This window comes from Tianxiuia mixotrophica (genome assembly GCF_050596425.1).
In the GTDB taxonomy this organism is placed as follows: domain Bacteria; phylum Bacillota; class Clostridia; order Peptostreptococcales; family Acidaminobacteraceae.
In genome coordinates, this window is sequence record NZ_CP192292.1 from 3420961 (window position 1) to 3445223 (window position 24263).

The window sequence follows — 24263 nt, forward strand, 5'->3', positions numbered from 1 at the left end:
GTCGTATAAACATTTCCCTGCTTAACATTCCAAACTCCTTCACCACCGGGCGAATGGCGGGACACCGCTGTGTTATATGGTGGTTTTGGCATACTACATAGTTGGATATACTTACTTGTCATTTTCTTTTCGAGCCCATTATCTTATAATGTTGAGCCTTTGTTTTTAAACAGCATATAGATGACTAGGGGATTCATTCAATGATTCTTCCCTTGCCTCATAGCTTCACTCATTCGTCGTCAAATTAATTTTGTATATAACGTATTCATATGTAGATTGGGTAACTTTGCACCCCGATAGTGTAGGTGCGTATATGATCATTTTTCTGAGATACATTTGGCTTCTGGCTTATAATTCAACGTGAGAAATGTTGATCATGACTTGTTATACGACGTTTCTCACTCCCGTGAATGAACTTAGCCAGTGCTATGGAATACTGGTCCTCATGCAAAGTTACATTTCTTCGCCGCCATGAGTGCACATGACCACGCTTTCTCAACTTCTCTATACTTTGCTAAAACTTCCATATAACGTTCCCACGGTTCACGCTCGTTTGCCCACTTATTACAACGTGACCAACGTCGTATAAACATTTCCCTGCGGAACATTCCAAACGCCTTCACCACCGGGCGAATGGCGGGACACCGCTGTGTTATATGGTGGTTTTGGCATACTACATAGTTTGATATACTTACTTGCCATTTTCTTTTCGAACCCATTATCTTATAATGTTGAGCCTTTGTTTTTAAACAGCATATAGATGACTAGGGGATTCATTCAATGATTCTTCCCTTGCCTCATGGCTTCACTCATTCTTCGCCAAATTAATTTTGTATATAACGTATTCATATGTAGATTGGGTAACTTTGCACTCCGATAGTGAGAATGCGTATATGATCATTTTTCAGAGACACCTTTGGCTTCTGGTTTATAATTCAACGTGAGAAATGTTGATCATGACTTGTTATACGACGTTTCTCACTCCCGTGAATGAGACTAGCCAGTGCTATGGAATACTGGGCCCCATGCAAAGTTACATTTCTTAGTCGCCATGTGTGCACATGACCACGCTTTCTCAACTTCTCTCTACTTTGCTAAAACTTCCATATAACGTCGGACAGTTCCCGGCGCGTCCCTGGCGACCTTTTTGCGCTCTTAACATTAACTATTCTAGCTTAATCAGCCAGTTCCTTCCAATGCGCTTCATTAAAATACCCTCGCAAAAAGGGTGACTGGGTTTAGTGCTGGGAACTGCTCTGTTATATGGCGGACAATGACGTCCTTTTTCTTCATTCGCTTTATTATTCACGCTGCTTTGCGACTCAGTTCTAGCAATTCCGTTGATGACACAATTTGTGTTGAGCAAGCTCATTAAAATTTTCTCAGATCAAGCAAAGCAGTTGAGCTTCTTTTCGTTATATGATCGTGACAAGTTTCTACTAAAATTCAGATCGCAATTTATTTCATTTCGCGAATTACATTTTATAAAACAGCACCCTGTCAGATTACTAGTGAACTCTATTCAAGGCTATACATTGTGATGCAATCCCGCAAACTTAACGAAAAGTAGCGATAAGCTAATTCTAAACGCACATGCCTATAACCGCTCTGATCAGTCATTTCTGCCTTATAACGTTCCCACGGTTCACGGTCGTTTGCCCACTTATTGCAACGCGACCAACGTCGTATAAACATTTCCCTGCTTAACATTCCAAACTCCTTCACCACCGGGCGAATGGCGGGACACCGCTGTGTTATATGGTGGTTTTGGCATACTACATAGTTGGATATACTTACTTGTCATTTTCTTTTCGAGCCCATTATCTTATAATGTTGAGCCTTTGTTTTTAAACAGCATATAGATGACTAGGGGATTCATTCAATGATTCTTCCCTTGCCTCATGGCTTCACTCATTCTTCGCCAAATTAATTTTGTATATAACGTATTCATATGTAGATTGGGTAACTTTGCACCCCGATAGTGTAGATGCGTATATGATCATTTTTCTGAGATACATTTGGATTCTGGCTTATAATTCAACGTGAGAAATGTTGATCATGACTTGTTATACGACGTTTCTCACTCCCGTGAATGAATTTAGCCAGTGCTATGGAATACTGGTCCTCATGCAAAGTTACATTTCTTCGTCGCCATGAGTGCACATGACCACGCTTTCTCAACTTCTCTCTACTTTGCTAAAACTTCCATATAACGTTCCCACAGTTCCCGAAGTGCTCCACTTTTATAACTCACATACTATATTTTACCATAATCTAATATAATAAAATGCCACTTCGTATCAACAAAGGGGCATTTTGGGAACTGCTGTGTTAGCAGATGTTTAAAGGACTCTACTAAAGATGTTCTCGCGACTTAATTTCAACATTGAGTCACTTGTTATCTCACATTCTGCATCAATTACATTTTTACCTTCAATAAACAATACTATACATTTTCCACCCGAATTTCGAGAACTATTGTATATAATTCCGTCGATATTCTCATCTGCATATTTATATTTTCTTCTAAAAAACTCAGTAAACACTTGGGTTGGAACATATTCAATATGCTCTCTCCCGTCCTTAATTACAGACTGAGTTATCGCATCTTCTAAACTATGTAAGAAAATAATATCTTCCATTTGAGTATTTCTACTTGTATCAAAGATATTTGGCACCCGAGGAATGTTTGTTAAATCAAGTACGAGTATATCCCTAATTAACTCAAATTCCCCATAAGTAAAAATTGAATTCCTATCGTATTCAGGAGCAAGTTCAGCGAGTGCTGTGTCCTGTTCAAGAGCTGCATAAAACATAGGAATCCCTGCTGGGCTCATTCTATTTGAATACTTAGCGTACCTTAGTGGTGGTGGACCTAATTGAGATACTGTATTTATGGATTCTTCACTATTATGTATTCTTCCACGAATAAATCTTTCCCCACGTTCTAATCTAGTTATTAGCCCAACCTCTGAGCAGCACACACCAATTTGGTCTAATATACTTGATGGTGAATACACACCTAACGTTTCCTCATGTTCATTGTCATAGAAGAACACATATCTGGTTTGATGTTTAATAATCTTACAAAACTGCTCCCATGAGAATTGTAACTCCTCAGATCTTGTCCCTGAGAAAGGATCGTTCAATGTAAATTGCAAATCAAGAAAAGGCTCACGCAAGTCCTTCTCTAACTCCTCACATGAAAAATCACATGCAACAACATCATAGAAAAAATCGAATCCGTCTTGTACTCCAAGTTGCCAACCACCTTCTGCTGTTTCATAGGGTACTCCTGAATTTTCTGGTTGATCCCAATAGAAGTAAATACAGTTAAAAATAAAATCTAGTAATAATGGAAGTGGGAATACTATTTTTTCCTCATGACAATAATCACATGATCCAGAGTCTCCATTACTCTCAATATAGTCACTTAATTCGTCATGAATTAAACACTCTGCACAAACGTACTTGTAATTTTCATAATATCTACGACCCATAGCATCCAATTCACTATAATACCCCATAAACCTGTCCTTTCAATGTCTGCTAACGTTCCCACGGTTCACGTCCGTTCGTCCTCTAATTGCAACATCTTCAATGCTATATGAACATTTTCTGCAAAATATTCAAAACTCAGTCACCACAGGGCGAATGGCGGGACACCGCTGTGTTATATGCTGTGAATTTCGGTGCACTATACTTACACTCTCTACTTTCTCGCAACTACGACCCAGTAAGAACTAAAGCGTTTTTCTCCTTTATAGATCCATTCATGTTCCTTTCGACTTAGTGAGATGGCTTTAAACATGCAAAGCATTTCATTTAAGTCCTCTTCACTACTAAAGTAATGAATATCCCCTGGATGAACGGAATTTTCACTTAGGTATGTATGTGGTGCTTTCATTTTTCCATTTCCATACTTGTCATCATCACGTGTTACACACGTAAACATAAATATTCCATTTGGCTTTAAATAGTTATAACACTTCTTGATGGAGTTTTGAAATTCATCACGCGATCCATGATAAAGGACGTTATAACTCAACACTATTTCAAAACTCTCATTTTCATACAGCGTTGAGCGATAATCACCAATTCTAATCTGTATCTGCAAATCATTCTTTTTGCCTATATCATCCAACTGCTCTAATGCTTCCTTAGAAAAATCTACAGCTTGAACATCAAATCCCTCTTCTGCAAAGGCAATTGAATGACGTCCTAAACCACACCCGAGGTCTAACACAGATGCTGTACTGTGTATTTCTTTAACTTCCTTAATAAAATCAATAACTTCTGGCTCAGGTACTTTCCAATGATCAAGTTTCTCTTCACTACCCCAATACTTTTCCCAGCTAGTAGATTTCATTCTTTTCCTCCAGTGATATTAATATACTTAGAAATTCATAGCATTATAACGTTCCCATGGTTCAAGATCGTTCCCCACTTTTTCTATACTCTTCTATATTTTAACATAAGAGACCAATTAAAAATTCCCCAATTCGTATAATACGAGGGGAATGTCTGGAACCACTGTGTTAGATGGCGTTGCCTGAATGATGTGTTGAAGTATAGTAAACCAACAGACTCATTTAATGAGATGTCGAATTACATTCAGATTCCCCGCACGTATATGTCTTGGACACTTCTCAGCGGAATATTACCCTATACCTATTCAAAGATTTACACCCAGCCTAAGAATACATTCATTTAAAGAAACCAACCCCATAGTAAATATGGAGCTGTGTACGAAAGTCACAAATAATTGGCACTGTAAAATTCAAAACTTACTTCAGCCGTTCTAATTTAAAAGCATTATCTGCAACACATACAACCAGGCTTGTTCAAACTGAATTCAGCGCTGCTTTTGAGTGTTCTCTATGATGACCAGTGCTTGCTCTCTTTTAGTATAAGGCGATTTTCGATTTCAAGTTGCATATAGAAAGCTAGTAATTCAGTGCTAGATGTAAGGCCAGCAGTAAAACAAGAAATTATAATAGACCGCCAAATCTCTTAAATAATGAAGTTGAAGCTAACAATATGGCCGAAGTATAAAATCAAATGTATATAAAGGCCCAACAAACTTAGATGCAATTTGAAGTACGAAAACCTTGGAGCCTTCTGTCTATATTAATGAGTACGATGAACTCATATGCCAAATTACTTCGTTGCAAGCACTTACTTATTAAGTGAAATGCAGTCAGTATAAACATTAATTCCTAAACGTATTCAAAGCGTTGAGTTTTGTTTGAAAGAACAAGCCACTAATGCAAAATAATGAACCACTCCTCATTTAGAGGCGTTAATGCACAGCCCATACCAACATTAACGTGCCAATTAAACTAACTGCTTAAACTTGAACGTGGATAATGCCAACTAACGTTCCCACAATTCCCGATGAATGCCCACTTCTTAATGAGCACCAGCTTTTTCAGACCTATAAACCATGTAACAACTTTAGCTTACCAACAGCATGGCATTTGTTGGGAATTGCTGTGTTATGGGATGGCTTGGACGGTTTTAACAATACACTTCGTCTACTAATCGCTTATTTCGTGATACTCAAAGTTACTTTCAATGAGGTCTTCATTCCAAATCCTAATTATATTACTATTCGTCAAATACTGAATAGATTTGATTAAGTTTGACGGTTTATACATAGCTGTTTCGTCGCTGAATAATACTGAATTACACTCATATACATTGTTTTCACTTATAAAGTATTCATTAACCTTCGGTTCACTTTCAATTAGATGTAAATTATCATACAAGTCTTTTCTATGATGAATTAGTAATGTCTCAACATTTGAGTAAATATACTTATCCATCATTGAGGTTGCATAGTATGGCAATAATGTTCCATCAACTGGGTTAAGATATATATGATTATAAAAATCAATGTCAACTATACAACCGTGGATATTACCACTACCACCAACCTGTTTAATTTTCAAAGAAATTTGTGCTAATGTTTGATTATACTTATTCGTTAGTACTTTCAATGCATCAGAATAGTTAACCATATTTTCATAGTAATACTCTACAAACTGCATTTCCAATTTGCGAATCTTGCCACCTTCTAATAAGTATAGTTTTTCCTTTAACTCTAAAATAAAGCAATACACTCCACTTCTCTTAAGCATATGGAGTTTGTTAAAATATCTCTTGAAATCCATCTGAATGCCCATACCTCTATTAAATTCAATATATTGCATACGATTGATTAAATACATTCCATCGACATAATTCCTAAAAATATCGTAGGTACTAGAAATCTCAAAATACTTAAGTTCAAAATTTTCGTTATAGTAACCCACTTGATTGTCTGAATATATAGACTTCTCATGGTCTTTTGTGAACACATTGGCATGAGTATGCCCATTAACATAATACCAATTACTGTTATAGTTCAGCTCTGACCAGTTCTGTTTAGGGGTATGAGATAAAACAATTAGCTTGCTGTTTGGAATTGATTCTATTAATTTATTATATAGAACAGAGAACTGTTGTGTTTGGCACAAATCCTCTTCCAACGTCTTAATAACATTTCTATATAATCCATTTGTCGCATTATACTCACTGTTACAACCTGAAAATCCGATTCCGCCAAATATTATATTTGGATATCTTAGGCTAATTTTGTCTATCTCATGAGTATTTAAGTTAAACAATTCCTCATCAGTAATTATTTTGCTACGCGAGTCATTAATCAGAAGTAACTCATTATGCAGTAGCATTACTCCGACTTCTCCATATTCTTTCTTATAATAACTGATAATTTCGCTAACACTCATTTGAGCATTGTTAAAATTCCATAACTCGTGATTTCCTAAGACTACAACTATTTCATCGAAATCACTCTTTTCGTATAGCTTAGAAAAGAACAATTTTGAGATTTCAAGATCATATGAAACATCCCCTGCTACAAGTAAGTAGTCACTACTCATAGTATCTTCTATTACACTACTCAAAAGCTCATGAACAACATTTTCAATAAAAAGTTCGATTTCTAATTTTGAAGCATGAGTTGGAAAATTATTTATTAACTTATGATCAAGATGTACATCGCTTATATAATAAAAGCGACGATTCCTACTACCAGATTCCATCCTTTGAAATTCTGGAAGTTCTATGTTCTGGAGTGCTTTAATCTCTTCATTTATTTTTGAATGTTGCAAATTTACATAATCAGACTTTGACTCGATGTGCTTTTTATAATATGAGTTATTATACAAACCTTGATTTACTAGGACTTCACTTCTAATTTTCCAACTTCTAATATCATAGTTTTTCAGTTCGACACCTTCAAAATCGAAGTTTATTAAATCAGCTTCAGATAAAGCTCCATCTAAGTAACTATAAAAGCTATGAAAGTTATTAAACACTCTTTCTTCAATGGTGCCACTATAGTGTAATTTCTCAACCGTATAAAAACTTTTGTCAGCACTGTCATAGTACTTTTTAATGAATTCTCTTACACCAACAACTCTCTCTAATTTAATAATATTTAAGTTTCCATTAACCTCTACTGGGAACTGGACTACGGTATCACTGAGTATATGATGATTAATCCGAATTGACTTATCAATATCAGTTTTTACTTTATTCAAGAAGTCTAGACAGGCTGCCACTGTATATTTTTCAACAGGAAAATAACAAAATGATTCCCAATTACTCTCATATGCTGATTCTAAAATCTCATCTGATTTAAATCTTTTTGGTACAAACTCCAGAGCCATTGAGTTACTTTCAATGGCTCTAACGCATAGTTTCTTACTCTTTCTATTACTTGGTATATGCTCAAGTGACATACCATTTTCTGATACTGCCGATTCGAGAATTTCCTTATTTAATAGATTATTCGGAACATATCTTATTGCCATACCATTTTGCTGTACCGCTCTCAAAGCCCGTTTTAATGTAATTCGGTTCTTAGGAATAAATCGCAATGATAAACCATTTTGATCTAAGGCATAACTATATAATTTACTTGTTACAAACTTCATAGGGACATACTGTATTGCCAATCCATTATTTTTTACAGCTTCAGCGCAAATATTCTCATTTATGATTTTTTTCGAGCAATACTCTAGTGATAATCCTTCATTACGAACTGCTTCCAAACATATTTCATTTGTATGTAGATCTTTAGGGATTTTCTTTATTGCATTTCCGTTTATACTTACTGCATATAAACATTGCTCATGTGTCATTTCATAGTTTTGAATGCTCATAGGATTTTGACTTAAAGCTCTGAAAACCTCGTTCATAAATCACGCCCCCTATTCATAAGATCGACTGAGTCCAGGCTGTCCCATAACGTTTCCACGGTTCACGGTCGTTCGCCTTGTTATTGCAATACTTTCAGCTATTCAGAATGATAAGCTATGTAAAGTCACGAAGTATGTCACCACCAGGCGAATGGCGGGACACCGCTGTGTTATGCGGTGTTTAACAAGCTTTTTACTCAACAAGCATTAATCCTTTCTTTACTACTCCTCAAATGTTTTTAGATGCTTTTTCCAGTCACTAATAAGTTCTACATATTGTCGATTATAAACTTCACTATACGTTTCTACTGTGTCTTTTGAACTATACACTTTCAAAAAACTCTCCATTCCATACTTTTCGATTAAATATGATACGAAAGAATAACTCAGTACATAAAACTCATTTCTAACCGATGTATAAGATGTATATATATCATAAACATCTGTTGAGTCATTTCCAACAAACTTCATTACTTCATCATTATCAATGAAACTCAAGGCTCTTCTATGAATTTCTTGATTATCAAGAAGTCTCACCGTTCCCCTTCCAATCACATCATTGACATAACAAGCTAACCCTTCATTTAGACTTACTGATTGATATATAGGTGATATTATATGAGTTAGCTCATGAGCAATTTCTTCATATCCACGTTCTATAGATCTACGACTAAGTTTTATTTTCGGTGATATATTAGTGGAGTAATTAGATCTTTGAGTCCCAGCACCGATTGCCCTAGAATGGTAATCATAAGTGAACTCGACCTCAATTATTGTATCGAAGTCTCGACCATTAATTTGTCTCAACTCAGTATCCCAATCTTCACGATCAATCAATTTTTCTAACTCTTGAACATATTCATCTATCTCAAGAAGTAGTTCTTCAGGATTTTCAAATCTCATATTACTTATATTATGTCTTTCCCACTCTTGCTCGGAAATTCTCGCGTATTCTGATACATAATATCCATTCTGACTAAGCACTACACTTGGTTTTACAAAATAATACATTGCAAAAGATATAACAGAAATCAGCACGAATACAATGCCAAACAACGTTTTTTTATTGTTCATTCTACTCACCTTTTTACTCTAGTTAGTCAACAGCCGCACAAAATATTGCAACCAATGATAGCCATTTCCTCTGTATATAGTTATAAAATGATGTTATAGAAATAGACAACTGCTTGTTAAATGCTGCATAACGTTCCCACAATTCCCGAGCGTGCCCCTTCTATGGCTATTTCATATACACTATTGTAACATTCAACCATTATAAAAGCCCCTATTTTTGATATAACAGGGGCATGTTGGGAATTGCTGTGTTATGTACTGTCAATACACGGTTTCATATTAATTACTTTTAATATCTTTCAACTATTCAGTTATAGTTACTATGTTACCATTTTCATCATATTGAAAAGAGATATTTTTGTATCCTCTAGATTCATTTAACAAATTAAGCAATTCTTTCATCATAGCAGTTTGTGTATTTACTTGATTAGCCAACTGTTCTATTATGCCTTCCACACTGTCATCGTATTCAATACTTGCAGTGAAATCACCCTCATGCAAAACAGTTATATGATTGATCCCCTTTTGAAGACTGAATGTACCGAGATACTTCTCATAGTCATCTTGATCAGCGAGAGTATATCTTTTAACTTCTACTATACCGTCTATATTAAGAATAAGCTTATCCTTGTTCATCAGGGTTTCGCCAGTATATAATACTGTGCCACCAAATTCCTCAAACTTGGAAGCGGTATTTCCTTCTTCGATTTGCACCTCAGTAAATGTTGCTACATCACCTAATTCAACTCCAGAGTAGAATAAAATTGCAATACCTCCATTATCAGGTGTTGTAAATGAGAAATCTGGATTTTGTATACTATTACTTCCACCAATCAATGTTGTGATAGAATCATCATAAATTCTTATGCCGCCACCACGGACACCAACGAGTGTAGACTTTGCCTTTACGTTATACACTGTATTAGGCTTTAATTGGAGTTCATCTGCTGTATAGGATGTCCCTGCACTTTTATTAGTAACGGTAATCCCAGTAGCATTCACTTTATAATCAGCCTGATAAGATCTTTGATCCTTAATGTTATCTTTGTCAAACAAATTCTTTCTTCTAATATCAAATGTAATTTGCGAAGTTTGCTCACTTCCTCCAAATACAGTAATTTTCAAGTTGCTACCACCACAATCAGCGTTTATTGTAGTTGTGGGATTATCCTGATCCAAGTATACAGTTTTTACTTCGGCATAAGTTCCTTGGGGCAATACTAAACTGAATACTAATATAAAACTCAGTAATAATTGTGATGCTGTCTTTGCTATTTTTTTCGTGAACATATTCTCCTCCAAACATAAGATTGATTCATTTAATCAGCCCATTCTAACATATATCCTAGTCGATGAATAGCAGTACTAGTTTCGAATCTAGAATTACAACATGTCGCAACTTAACGAAAGAAGTATTTCTGTTTTAAATCAAAATTGATTGTAATAACGATATCAGTGTATTTATTGTACATAACGTTCCCACGGTTCACGCTCGTTCGCCCAACTATTTCACTGCATTTAGTGTCGTATAAACATTTCACTGCACAACATTCCAAACTACGTAACCAGAAGGCGAATGGCGGGACACCGCTGTGTTATATGATGTTTTTCAAGGTTTATACCAAAATTGATTTTCATGCTTATCAATAATCTTTTTGTGTGCATCTCTTAGCAATTCAATTTCAGCATTACACTTATACATAATTGCACCCATATTTTTAATTGGGTTACTGTTAGGTACTTTTACTTTCAAATTAATTGTTTTCCACATTTTCATAGCTGTACTAGTTCGTATTTTATTCAATATTATGAGTAAATCTGGATCAATATCAGGATATCGTTCAATAATATCTATTCTCTTAGAAATAGCTTCTACTAAATCACCAACATATTCCTGAAGTGTATACGTAATTATTTTGATTTCTCCATTCTCATTTTCAATTCTCTTTATTTGCTTACTAAGTTCCTCCGTAAAATCAATTTTTGCTTCGAGATTCTCGAAATACTTTAACTCATTGTTCCTTGAATCAAAGTTATTCACTGATTCTTTGTCAATTGCTTTTAATATTTTGTCCCAAGTAGATAAAATGTCAGTAATATATACAGAGATAATCCTATAAGATTTAATTTCCTTAATCGCACTTGGAATATAAACACTAACTAAATAAAAAATATAACTACACAAATACGCAAAACCTAAATTCGATATATAGCTAAATAATCTATCAGCACCATAAAATAACTCAGGCCAATCATAAGAAACCTGATAAGACACTGAAATTATTATTGCGGTTAAACCAGTAATGAATAACCACTTGTTAACATTGTTCGATTTGATGTGAGACCCAATAAAATTGTTAAACTTTCTCATTAACATATTCTCCTTGAAAAATTTCATATAACGTTCCCACGGTTCACGCTGTTCGCCTTCTATTGCAACGCTTTCAGCTATTTCAAATCCACAAACTGCTCAACATCACAAACTCAGTCACCACAAGGCGAATGGCGGGACACCGCTGTGTTAGATGGCGTTGCCTGAATGATGTATTAAAGTATAGTAAACCAACAGACTCATTTAATGAGATGTCGAATTACATTCAGATTCCCCGCACGTATATGTCTTGGACACTTCTCAGCGGAGTATTACCACTTCCTATTTACTGCGATGCGCCAAGTATAAAATACTTTCATTCAAAGAAGCCAACCCCCATAGTAAATATGGAGCTGTGTACTCTGATCACAGCTAATTGGCACTGTAAAATTCAAAACTAACTTCAGCCGTTCTAATTTGAATTTCAAATCCAACACTCACAACCAGGCTTGTTCAAACTGAATTCAGCGCTGCTTTTGAGTGTTCTCTACGATGACCAGTGCTTGCTCATTTTCGTATAAGGCGATTTTCGGTCTCAAGTTGCATATTGAAAACTAGTCATTTAGTGAAAGGTATAAGGCCTAAAACTTAATAGTATAATGTCATAACTAGCCAAAACTCTTACATACAAATAGCAAAGTTCAGACGGAGGCCGAAGTCAAAAGGAATCCTAATTTAGAGACCTCACAGCCCCAGATGCAATTTGAAGGACGAAAACCGTGGAGCCTTCAGTCTATATTAATGAGTACGATGAACTCATATACCAACTTAGTTCATTGCAAGCACTTACTTATTAAGTGAAATGCAGTCAGATAAACATTACCCTCTCAACGTATTCAAAGCGCTGATTTTAGTTTGAAAGAACAAGCCACTAATGCAAAACTCAATAGCCCCTCCCCATTCGAAGGCGTTAATGTACAGCCTATAACAACATTAGTGTGCCGATTAAACTAACTGCTTAAACTTGAACGTGAATAATGCCAACTAACGTTCCCATGGTTCAAGATCGTTCCCCACTTTATATATACTCTTCTATATTTTAACATAAGAGACTAAATAAAAATTCCCCAATTCGTATAATTCGAGGGGAATGTCTGGAACCACTGTGTTAGATGGCGTTGCCTAAATGATGTATTGAAGTATAGTAAACCATCAGACTCATTTAATGAAATGTCGAATTACATTCAGATTCCCAGCACATATATGTCTTGAACACTTCTCAGCGGAATATTACCACTTCCTATTTAATGCAATTCGCCAAGTCTAAAATGCTTTCATTCAAGGAAACCAACCCCCATAGTAAATATGGAGCTGTGTACTCGGATCACAAATAATTGGCACTGTAAGATTCAAAACTAACTCTAGCCGTACCAATTTATAGGCATTATCTCTACCTTCACAATCAGGCTTGTTCAAACTGAATTCAGCGCTGCTTTTGAGTGTTCTCTCAGACGACCTGTGCTTGCTTCTTTCCTACTTAGGCGATTTTCGTTTTCAAGTAGCATATAGAAAGCTAGTCATTTAGTGACAGATATAAGGCCTATACATAGATGACATAATTGCGTTACCAGCCTAAACTCCTAAAAGCAAACAGCAATTTCAAAAATAGGCCGAAGTCAAAAAACTAACCTAATTTAGTGACCTCACAGCCTCAGATGAAACTTGAATGACGAAAACCTTGGAGCCTTCATTCTATATTAATGAATACGATGAACTAGTATGCCAACTTATTTCGTTGCAAGCACCCACTTATTAAGTGAAATACAGTCAAATAGACATTACTCCCTCAACGTATTTAAAGCGCTGATTTTAGTTTAAAAGAACAAGCCACTAATGCAAAATTCATTAGCCCCTCTCCATTTGGAGGCGTCAATGCACAGTCCATACCAGCATTAGCGTGCCAATTAAACTAACTGCTTAAACTTGAACGTGGATAATGCCAACTAACGTTCCCACGGTTCACGCTCGTGCGCTCGAATCTTAACAATATTTGCGGATGTCGGGAATATTCTAATAGCCCAGTTCAAAGTTAAACTCTATTCACTCGGCGCATGGCGGGTACCGCTGTGTTATGTATTGTTCAAGGCCAGATTATCATTCTCACACTAGCTGATTTTGCTCACCAATAAAACACACTAACGTCTTTGATTTTTTTATTTCACTTTTCAAAACTGTGTTATACATGTTGACCACAATTCTAAACAAAGTCATTTTCCAATTAAAATATTCTATTAAGAACACTCGACATAGCTCTCCATGCTCTAATTCTATGTTCACAACTAGCTTTATAAACTTCTATGCTGAGACTTGGTCTTGAATTTTACATAACGTTCCCACGGTTCACGGTCGTTCGCCCTCTCATTGCAACGCATTCAATGTCGAATAAACATTTCACCGCGGAACACTCTGAAAATACGTATTCTCTAGGCGAATGGCGGGACACCGCTGTGTTATATACAGTCAAATTGCGATTCACATTTAAGTATCCATGTAATCGTTCTAATAGTGAAAAACTTCTGATCTGATTATTGATATTGCTCGAGCTTTGCATATTGCAGGATGATGGTTATTTAGTTAAAACATGAGCTAAATTTCTTCAATGCTAGCTTGATACTCTGTATAGCAAGAGACTTTATACACAGTCTCAAAATACATCCAAAGTATTGAAAATATAAAGCTTAGTGCTAACATCATCAATACATTGCTATAGCGAAAATCATAATATATAACTAGTGCCTTTTGTAGGCCAGGCCAAACTATAGCGATTGTTTCAATAGTCGATAATGGTAACAAGTCTTTCCAATGATATTTCGTCGATTTAAAAGCTTCCCTAAGAGAATAATTTCCTTCTCCATTCTTTAATATTGCCATTTGCTTATGTAAACCTAATCTGTTAATAAGGAACAATGCTAAACCAATATTGAGCAACAGAGCCAGTGCAAACTCGTATCTGATTATTCCACTTAACTTGTAAACCCTAATCAGTCCATGAAATTCAAATTGGATAAATAGCTTTAAGGCTACAAGTAATATTGCATATTTGATTGTCACTATAATTCCATCAAACCACTTTCCTGTCATCATGTTTTTAGCTTTAAAAATACTAACTGATCTACCTAGCAGATTTTCCTGCATATATTTGATATATGCAAAGCCAAATAACAAAGCGACTATAACTGTAACCCACGACATTATTAACTGAATTGCTTCAACTTCATACCAATTTTTATATCCAATCAATATTGGTGCAATACTTATCAATCCTCCAACGCCGATTATTAACGGATATAATAAGAGCGTTAAAAACGTCTTTGGTTGATATTTAACTAGTAGAAGTACCGATTTTATACGTTTGAATATTTTTCTCATTGCCCACTCTCATTCTCAACTTTTTCTATATTGTCCTTACTTATAAATGATTTTATTATTAATTACATCTCATTCTAGATTTGTTTCAGCAATAAACTAGCAATTTTATTGTATATAACGTTCCCACGGTTCACGCTCGTTCGACCCACTATTTCTAACGACTTCAGCTATGTCATAACAACAAACTTGGTAATAGCATTAACTTCGTCACCACCAGGCGAATGGCGGGACACCGCTGTGTTAGATGAAGTTTTCTTCGTTGTTTAAGTACTACAATTTGCACAGTAATACACTATGGCATTAGCACTATAAATAACAGTGTGTTTCCAATAAACATAATTGCCAAGAATATTAATGTGGATGGCAAGGACTTTTTAGGTTCTAGCATTTTTCGCTCTGCAATTATGTCTTCACTATTCCTAAACTTAACTCCCGTTTTACTAAATCTCATAGTATATGTAGATGTATCCACTTTGAATACAGTAAATAACAATATTCCTAGATACAGAACACCCCAAACAAAGAAAAAAGACTCAACATGTCGAAACATTCCAAAGTTAAATGTAATAGCCTCAATAATAATTCCTATTAGCAAATATATAGCTATTCTTCCCATACTCTGCCTCCTTTAAGCCAAGAAGAGAATTTCAACTAACGTTCCCACGGTTCACGCTCGTTCGCCCAGATATTTCAACACTTTCAGCTTCGTCATAATCATCCACTTCGAAACATTCCTGAACTTCGTCAACACAAGGCGAATGGCGGGACACCGCTGTGTTATAAGATGGTTTTGACGACTTATAAATCCTTGAGCATCTCTGGAAAAAGTCTCATTATGTTATGAATAATATCATCTTCCAAAACTTTATCAGCATTAGAATTAATTTGTAATCCTATCCCGTCTTCTGTTTCGAACCTATGAATACAATACTTGTAGTTTTTATAATCGTCACCTTTTCCTAAGATAATACATGTAAAGAACTCCTCTATCTTAAATGCTTCAAATATTTCCTCGTTATTAATTGGTTCAAACCAAATACTATTCTTAACCTCTTCATTGTGTGGTTTTATACTTTTTGGCCATTCCTCATTTATGAATTTAGTTCTTACATCAATAAATGCTTTTGTTATCTCAATTCTTTCATAATCGTATTCGATAAAACCTTTTACCTCTTCATACATTTTTCGAATACTCTCATCCATAACTTCATTATCTAGATTCTCTATATCAATTACTCGCCATTTACACCCAAATAGCATACTGTCATCTGGACCTTTTATAACTTCTAAAATTTCAAGAATATTTTCGAAACTCAATTTATTTCCTACTTCTGTTATATAGTAAGTCTTATTATCTCGACTTATTTTCAAACTGCTTTCTTTCATATTGCAAGCTCCTCAACATTAGTGAAACTACTCACATAAATAAACTAGTCAAAACTTTCTTATAATGTTCCCACGGTTCACGGTCGTGCGCTCGAATCTTCACAACATTTGCGGATGTCGAGAATATTCTAAAACACCTGTTCAAAGCTAATCTTCTATTCACTCGGCGCATGGCGGGTACCGCTGTGTTATGTATTGTTCAAGGCCAGATTATCATTCTCACGCTAACTGATTTTGCTCACCAGTAAAACACACTAATATCTTTGATTTTTCAATTCTACTTTTCATAACAGTGATATGCATGTTTACCACAATACTAAATAAAGTCATTTTCCAATTAACATATTCTATTAAGAAAACTCGACATAGCTCTCCATGCTCTAATTCTATGTTCACAACTACCTTAATAAACTTCTATGCTGAGACTTGGTCTTGAATTTTACATAACGTTCCCACGGTTCACGGTCGTTCGCCCACTTGTTGCAACGCGACCAATGTCGTATAAACATTTCTCTGCGGAACATTCCAAACTCTGTCACCAACGGGCGAATGGCGGGACACCGCTGTGTTATATGACGAAAAGAAGGCCGCTTATATCATAAAGTAACTTATAAACATATACTGCGATTGCAATAACGAGTAGTAAATCTATCCAGATAGCAAACCAAATTTTTAATCCCAATAATTTTACACTTATATGCATGCTAACTATAAGTTCAAGTACAGCTATAATAATCAGCCAAACTATACTTCTGTTAAAAGGTACGACTGTCAAGTACAATACAAGTCTACCAAATGCAATTACTAGCCAACCAACCAACGTCTTTAACCTAACTAAATTACAAACTAACTTTTCTCTATGTGCCAACCAATTGATACTACTAAAAGATTTGTTGGTGATCATTCTTAGAATCTGGCCAAAAGCTATTATGACTATTGCCATCATTCTTAGTTCCATTCTAATACCGCCTTGTTTTTGTTATATAACGTTCCCACGGTTCACGCTCGTTCGCCTCTTATTACAACGCCTTCGTCTATTTAACGACCATTTACAGCGGAACATTTTTAAAGTAAGTATCCACCAAGCGAATGGCGGGACACCGCTGTGTTAAGTGACGTTTTTTACGATTTGAGTTCTCTCACTCGACTCTGATAACTCATAATAAGTCCTTACTAATAATGACACTTGAAAAGGATGATATAGTACTCCTATAACTAATAAAATCTTTTCAAGAATAAACTTAACTGAATCATTTACAAATAAAACGTCTCCATATTGGGTGTTTAAGAATGTCGGCAGCAATAGTATCCAGTAAATTGCTAATATCACAACAACTTCTTTAAAGTTTCTATTAACCAACGTACTACTTGCTTTTAAGTATTTCTTATTGTCTGGTTCAACAATTCTTATAAACGGTCCAAATGCATATTTCGTACCAAAAAAGATGATGGCAACAACTCCAATAATAAGGAAGGTTACTCTCATAAATAATGAGAATCTTGGCATCATTCCAGATATCAACAGAATGAAAGGAATAAAAAGTATAAGAAAGATTTTTAATGAAGCTCTCAAAAACTTCCAGACTGACTCCTCGGCTCTTTTATAACTTGAAGAAATTGATATTTCATCATTTTTTATTGCGTCAATCACAGAAATTTGCATAGCAACCCAGAGCTTTGTACTATAATAAATAACCACCAACATGATGATAAATGATAATGAAGTTACTAAACCACTAACTGGAGTCAATTGAGGTGCTCTTGAGTTGCTAATATTCATTATAAAACTGAATACTTGACTGATAATCGCACTAATTACGCTTAATCCAAGCAATGTTTTTTTATTGTTTTTGTAGATATCTACTGCATCAGTTACTACATTTGAGATGCTAAAACTAAATGTACTACTTTCCATTGATTTCTCCTTACTTAACCCTATACTAGTAAAAAATGTTACTTAACGTTCCCACGGTTCACGCTCGTTCGCCACAGCTATTGCAATACTTTCAGTTTAGTCACCAACATTCACTGTGGAACATTCTTAAACTTCGTATCCATCAGGCGAATGGCGGGACACCGATGTGTTATATGATTGCTATTGCGTTGTATGTTAACCAAAGTATACTAGAAGTTTTCTAAGCAGTACCAATACAAATGCAATCAAAAACCATTTCTTCTGACTTTTGCTTGAAAACTTATACTCATCATAGATGTGCTGAAACATTCTCCTAAAGAAATCCAACAATGCAACTAATGGTATGAATGAAATTGCGATAACCAAGGTCATTGGAATAAGTTTCATATAGTACACAATATCTCTGACTGGAAGCCCACTACTTGGAATCCAACCGACTTCAATGGCTAATATGAGCATTGCACTAAACAGGATTCCAAATTTGTAGTAAGTAATTAGTACTTTCATTAATTTGCTCATTTTTCCTCATTTCCTAGCAAGAGCTTTCATATAACGTTCCCACGGTTCACGCTCGTTCGCCCTCTTATTGCAACGTGTTCAATGTCGTATAAATATTTCACTGCGGAACACTCACAAACTCAATATCCACCGGTCGAATGGCGGGACACCGCTGTGTTATGTGGTGTACTTTTCGTTATTCTCATCTTAATTTTTTCTCGTTCAAATACTTCTTTAACCTAAAAAGCATTGCTAATATAATGAATAGCATAAAATTAGATATCAGCATAAATGCTAATGCATCACCTGTAACAAAAACCGCTGTAGGTCCGTCAGCCCCACCTATAATTCCAATACTTGCGGCATTTTGATTCATAAGAAAACTATGTCCTTTAAATAGGAGTGTTAGCATGCCTGAACCAAATCCTTTGTTTACAGTTAAATCTATAATAAAAGATGTTATTGGAATTACTAGAACTACAACTAGATGCTCTCTAAATGACCATCTAAAGTTTGTTTTCATAGTTGATTACCTCTTCAACCTCAATATCTAGAAAAGTATTCTACATAACGTTCCCACGGTTCACGCTCGTTCGCCTTCTCATTGCAACATATTCAACGTCGTATAAACATTTCACTGCGGAACATTCCTAAACTTATTCACCACCAGGCGAATGGCGGGACACCGCTGTGTTAGATGACGCTTAAAAATCGATCAAAGTAAGTGTTTCGTCAAAAATACATTTATTCTTTCTCACAACAATTTTTTCTTTACCAGTAATATTACCTATTAATAGTGGCGAATTAGGATCATGCTTCTTTACTTTATCAATAATACTTTTTTCACTATAATTTGCATAACAATATACACAACCATTTAGACAAGTATTATACTCTCCTATATCCACACTTTCTATACAGTTACATTTTTCACGTTGATTCTGATCTTCTTTTGCAATCACTTTTTTGCCAGTTATTTTTTGAATAAGTTCGTCATTGATACATTTTGAACGACCTATATTTTCTACCTCGAATGATTCTGCACACATTTGGATTTTTATACTCTTAGCTTCGCCAATATTGCTCAACTTCTTTATTAATTTCTTAGCCTCAACATCGCTAGGTATTCTAATTCCTATATCTCTAAACTCGCGCCTGTTCTTTTTGTAATCATCTATTATGCTAATTACACAATGATCTATATACTCCCCAAGTTTATCTGCAAGATATGAAAACCACTTTTCATGGTATGCCATATCAATAACATCTGTGAAAAAAATGGGATCATAACGCCATATAATTCTCTCTTTACCAATCCTGTCAGATAGATTTTTGACTGATTCAATTATTTCCCTTTTAGCTGGTATGCCTTTTTCAAGTTTAAGATCATATGGATTTATTGTAATTTGAAAATAGTAATTGTAGGACTCAAAATAATCTAATCTTTCAATTAGTGGCTTAGGATTTTTTGTCCAGAACACTATGCAATCAATGGTTCTTTTATTTAACTCAATTTTTGATAGCATATTACTATTAAACGGATTTCGCACTAATACATACCCTGACTCAAATCTATTAATTAGCCATTCAACATAAAAAGCCGGTATGTCCGTTCTCCTACTGACACTCAAGATCATAGACAAAACTCCTTGTTTTATAACACTGATACAGAAATTCGACTTGATTTATTACCGCTACAATAATAGCTATTTTTGCTAGTATTAGCTGATTTTTATGTGTTATCTAACGTTCCCATGGTTCAAGATCGTTCCCCACTTTTTCTATACTCTTCTATATTTTAACATAAGAGATTAATTAAAAATTCCCCAATTCGTATAATACGAGGGGAATGTCTGGAACCACTGTGTTAGATGGCGTTGCCTAAATAGTGTATTACAGTATAGTAAACCAACAGACTCATTTAATGAGATGTCGAATTACATTCAAATACCTAGCACGTAAATGTCTTGGACACTTCTCAGCGGAATATTACCACTTCCTATTTAGTGCGATGCGCCAAGTATAAAATACTTTCATTCAAGGAAACCAACCCCCATAGTAAATATGGAGCTGTGTACTCTGATCACAGATAATTGGCACTGTAAAATTCAAAACTAACTTTAGCCGTTCCAATTTAAATTTCAAACCCAACACTAACAACCAGGCTTGTTCAAACTGAATTCAGCGCTACTTTTGAGTGTTCTCTACGATGACCAGGGCTTGCTCTCTTTTCGTATAAGGCGATTTTCGATTTCAAGTTGCATATAGAAAACTAGTCATTTAGTGAAGGGTATAAGGCCAAAAACTTAATAGTATAATGTCATAACTGGCCAAAACTCTTACATACAAATAGCAAAGTTCAGACGGAGGCCGAAGTCAAAAGGAATCCTAATTTAGAGACCTCACAGCCCCAGATGCAATTTGAAGGACGAAAACCGTGGAGCCTTCATTCTATATTAATGAATACGATGAACTCATATGCCAACTTAGTTCGTTGCAAGCACTTACTTATTAAGTGAAATACAGTCAGATAAACATTACTCTCTCAACGTATTCAAAGCGCTGATTTTAGTTTGAAAGAACAAGCCACTAATGCAAAACTCAATAGCCCCTCCCCATTCGAAGGCGTTAATATACAGCCTATACCAACGTTAGCGTGCCAATTTAACTAACTGCTTAAACTTGAACGTGGATAATGCCAACTAACGTTCCCATGGTTCAAGATCGTTCCCCACTTTATATATACTCTTCTATATTTTAACATAAGAAACTAATTAAAAATTCCCCAATTCGTATAATACGAGGGGAATGTCTGGAACCACTGTGTTAGATGGCGTTGCCTGAATGATGTGTTAAAGTATAATAAGCCACTAAACTCATTTAGTGAGTTATCGAATTACATTCAGATACCTAGCACGTAAATGTCTTGGACACTTCTCAGCGGAATATTACCTCTTCCTATTTAGTGAGATACACCAAGTCTAAAATATTTCCATTCAAGGAAACCAACCCTCAAAGTAGATATGGAGCTGTGTACTCTGATCACAGATAATTGGCACAGTAAAATTCAAAAATAACTTCAGCCGTTCTAATTTAAAAGCATTATCTGCAACACTTACAACCAGGCTTGTTCAAACTGAATTCAGCGCTGCTTTTGAGTGTTCTCTACGATGACCAGGGCTTGCTCACTTTTCATATAAGGCGATTTTCGTTTTCAAGTTGCATATAGAAAACTAGTCATTCGGTGCTAGATGTAAGGCCTACAGTAAAACAAGAAATTATAATAATCTGCCTAAACTCTTTAATTATGAAATTGAAGTTAATAATATGGCCGGAGTATAAAGTCAAATGTATATGAAGGCCCAACAAACCTAGATGCAATTTGAAGAGCGAAAACCTTGGAGCCTTCACTCTATATTAATGAGTACGATGAACTCATAGGACAGCTTATTTCGTTGCAAGCACATACTTATTAAGTGAAATGCAGTCAGATAAACATTACTCTCTCAACGTGTTCAAAGCGCTGATTTTAGTTTGAAAGAACAAGGCTCTAATGCAAAATAATGAACCCATAACCATAGGGAGGCGTTAATGCACAGCCTATACCAATATTAGCGTGCCAATTAAACTAACTGCTTAAACTTGAACGTGGATAATGCCAACTAACGTTCCCATGGTTCAAGATCGTTCCCCACTTTTTCTATACTCTTCTATATTTTAACATAAGAGACCAATTAAAAATTCCCCAATTCGTATAATACAAGGGGAATGTCTGGAACCACTGTGTTAGATGGCGTTGCCTAAATGATGTATTGAAGTATAGTAAACCAACAAACTCATTTAATGAGATGTCGAATTACATTCAGAGACCTTGCACGTAAATGTCTTGGACACTTCTCAGCGGAGTATTACCACTTCCTATTTAGTGCGATGCGCCAAGTCTAAAATACTTTCATTCAAGGAAACCAACCCCCATAGTAAATATGGAGCTGTGTACTCAGATCACAGATAATTGGCACTGTAAAATTCAAAACTAACTTCAGCCGTTCTAATTTAAATTTCGAATCCAACACTTACAAATAGGCTTGTTCAAACTGAATTCAGCGCTGCTTTTGAGTATTCTCTACGATGACCAGTGCTTGCTCTCTTTTCGTATAAGGCGATTTTCGATTTCAAGTTGCATATAGAAAACTAGTCATTTAGTGAAAGGTATGAGGCCTACAGTTAAACAAGAAATTGTAATAGACCGCCGAAACTCTTAAATAATGAAATCGATGCTAACAATATGGCCGAAGTATAAAGCCAAATGTATAAGAAGGCCCAACAAACCTAGATGCAATTTGAATGACGAAAACCATGGAGCCTTCTGTCTATATTAATGAGTAAGATAAACTCATATGCCGACTTAATTCCTTGCAAGCACTTACTTATTTAGTGAAATGCAGTCAGATAAACATTATCCTCTCAACGTATTCAAAGCGCTGAATTTTGTTTGAAAGAACAAGGCTCTAATGCAAATTAATGAACCTTTACCCATTAGGGAGGCGTTAATGCACAACCTATACCAACATTAGCGTGCCAATTTAAACTAACTGCTTAAACTTGAACGTGAATAATGCCAACTAACGCCTGGACAGTTCCCGGCGCGTCCCTGGCGACTTTTTTGCACTCGCACTATTAACTATTCTAGCTTCATTCACCATTTCCTTCCATCACGCCACATAAAAAGAACCCTCGCAAAAAGGGTGACTGGGTTTAGTGCTGGGAACTGCTCTGTTATATGGCGGACAATGACGTCCTTTTATTCATTCGCTTTATTAACCATGCTGCTTTGCGACTTAGTTTTAGCAATTCCGTTGATGAAACAATTTGTACTTAGCAAGCTCATTAAAATTTTCTCAGATCAAGCAAAGCAGTTGAGCTTCTTTTCGTTATATGATCGTGACATGTTTCTACTAAAATTCAGACCCTAATTTGTTTAATTTAGCGAATGACATTTTGCAAAACCACACCCTGTCAGATTACTGGTGAACTCTATTCAAGGCTACACACTGTGATAAAATCCCGTAAACTTAACGAAAAGTAGCGATAAGCTAATTCTTAACACACATGTCTCTAACCGCTCTGACCAGTCATTTCTGCCTTATAACGCCTGGACAGTTCCCGGCGCGTCCCTGGCGACTTTTTTGCACTTTCACTATTAACTATTCTAGCTTCATTCACCATTTCCTTCCATCACGCCACATAAAAAGAACCCTCGCAAAAAGGGTGACTGGGTTTAGTGCTGGGAACTGCTCTGTTATATGGCGGACAATGACGTCCTTTTATTCATTCGCTTTATTAACCATGCTGCTTTGCGACTCTGTTCTAGCAATACCGT

Annotated in this window: 14 protein-coding genes; all 14 read right to left on the minus strand. The window is 35.6% G+C overall.

Annotated features, from left to right (window positions below; genetic code table 11):
- Positions 1-2342: 2342 nt before the first annotated feature.
- Positions 2343-3527 (minus strand): HEPN-associated N-terminal domain-containing protein, encoded by a 1185-nt coding sequence (locus ACQ4KW_RS15190; RefSeq protein WP_430883335.1) that lies wholly within the window; start codon positions 3525-3527, stop codon positions 2343-2345.
- 185 nt (positions 3528-3712) lie between these two features.
- Positions 3713-4369: a class I SAM-dependent methyltransferase gene (locus ACQ4KW_RS15195; protein ID WP_430883336.1), complete on the minus strand. Its 657-nt coding sequence runs from the start codon at positions 4367-4369 to the stop codon at positions 3713-3715.
- 1171 nt (positions 4370-5540) lie between these two features.
- The gene (locus tag ACQ4KW_RS15200; protein WP_430883337.1) at positions 5541-8270 is read right to left on the minus strand and encodes a DUF4116 domain-containing protein; all 2730 of its coding nucleotides are present in this window, start codon (positions 8268-8270) and stop codon (positions 5541-5543) included.
- Positions 8271-8492: 222 nt separating this feature from the next.
- Positions 8493-9344 (minus strand): hypothetical protein, encoded by an 852-nt coding sequence (locus ACQ4KW_RS15205; protein ID WP_430883338.1) that lies wholly within the window; start codon positions 9342-9344, stop codon positions 8493-8495.
- 303 nt (positions 9345-9647) lie between these two features.
- On the minus strand, positions 9648-10634 hold the full coding sequence (locus ACQ4KW_RS15210; RefSeq protein ID WP_430883339.1) for a hypothetical protein: 987 nt from the start codon (positions 10632-10634) through the stop codon (positions 9648-9650).
- Between the two features lie 319 nt (positions 10635-10953).
- Positions 10954-11715: a hypothetical protein gene (locus ACQ4KW_RS15215; protein WP_430883340.1), complete on the minus strand. Its 762-nt coding sequence runs from the start codon at positions 11713-11715 to the stop codon at positions 10954-10956.
- A 2586-nt stretch (positions 11716-14301) separates the two neighbouring features.
- Positions 14302-15084, minus strand: a complete 783-nt coding sequence (locus tag ACQ4KW_RS15220; RefSeq protein ID WP_430883341.1) for a hypothetical protein — start codon at positions 15082-15084, stop codon at positions 14302-14304.
- 292 nt (positions 15085-15376) lie between these two features.
- Positions 15377-15700, minus strand: coding sequence for a hypothetical protein (locus tag ACQ4KW_RS15225; protein WP_430883342.1), 324 nt, complete (start codon positions 15698-15700; stop codon positions 15377-15379).
- 182 nt (positions 15701-15882) lie between these two features.
- Positions 15883-16470 carry a hypothetical protein gene (locus ACQ4KW_RS15230; protein ID WP_430883343.1) on the minus strand — a complete coding sequence of 196 codons (588 nt, stop codon included), beginning with the start codon at positions 16468-16470 and terminating at the stop codon, positions 15883-15885.
- 568 nt (positions 16471-17038) lie between these two features.
- Positions 17039-17428, minus strand: coding sequence for a hypothetical protein (locus ACQ4KW_RS15235; protein ID WP_430883344.1), 390 nt, complete (start codon positions 17426-17428; stop codon positions 17039-17041).
- Positions 17429-17578: 150 nt separating this feature from the next.
- A complete protein-coding gene (locus ACQ4KW_RS15240; protein ID WP_430883345.1) occupies positions 17579-18385 on the minus strand; it encodes a hypothetical protein in 807 nt (268 codons plus the stop codon).
- Between the two features lie 195 nt (positions 18386-18580).
- The gene (locus tag ACQ4KW_RS15245) at positions 18581-18892 is read right to left on the minus strand and encodes a hypothetical protein (protein ID WP_430883346.1); all 312 of its coding nucleotides are present in this window, start codon (positions 18890-18892) and stop codon (positions 18581-18583) included.
- A gap of 193 nt (positions 18893-19085) precedes the next feature.
- Positions 19086-19406 carry a hypothetical protein gene (locus tag ACQ4KW_RS15250; protein ID WP_430883347.1) on the minus strand — a complete coding sequence of 107 codons (321 nt, stop codon included), beginning with the start codon at positions 19404-19406 and terminating at the stop codon, positions 19086-19088.
- A gap of 181 nt (positions 19407-19587) precedes the next feature.
- A complete protein-coding gene (locus ACQ4KW_RS15255) occupies positions 19588-20520 on the minus strand; it encodes a DUF1848 domain-containing protein (RefSeq protein WP_430883348.1) in 933 nt (310 codons plus the stop codon).
- Between the last annotated feature and the right edge of the window lie 3743 nt (positions 20521-24263).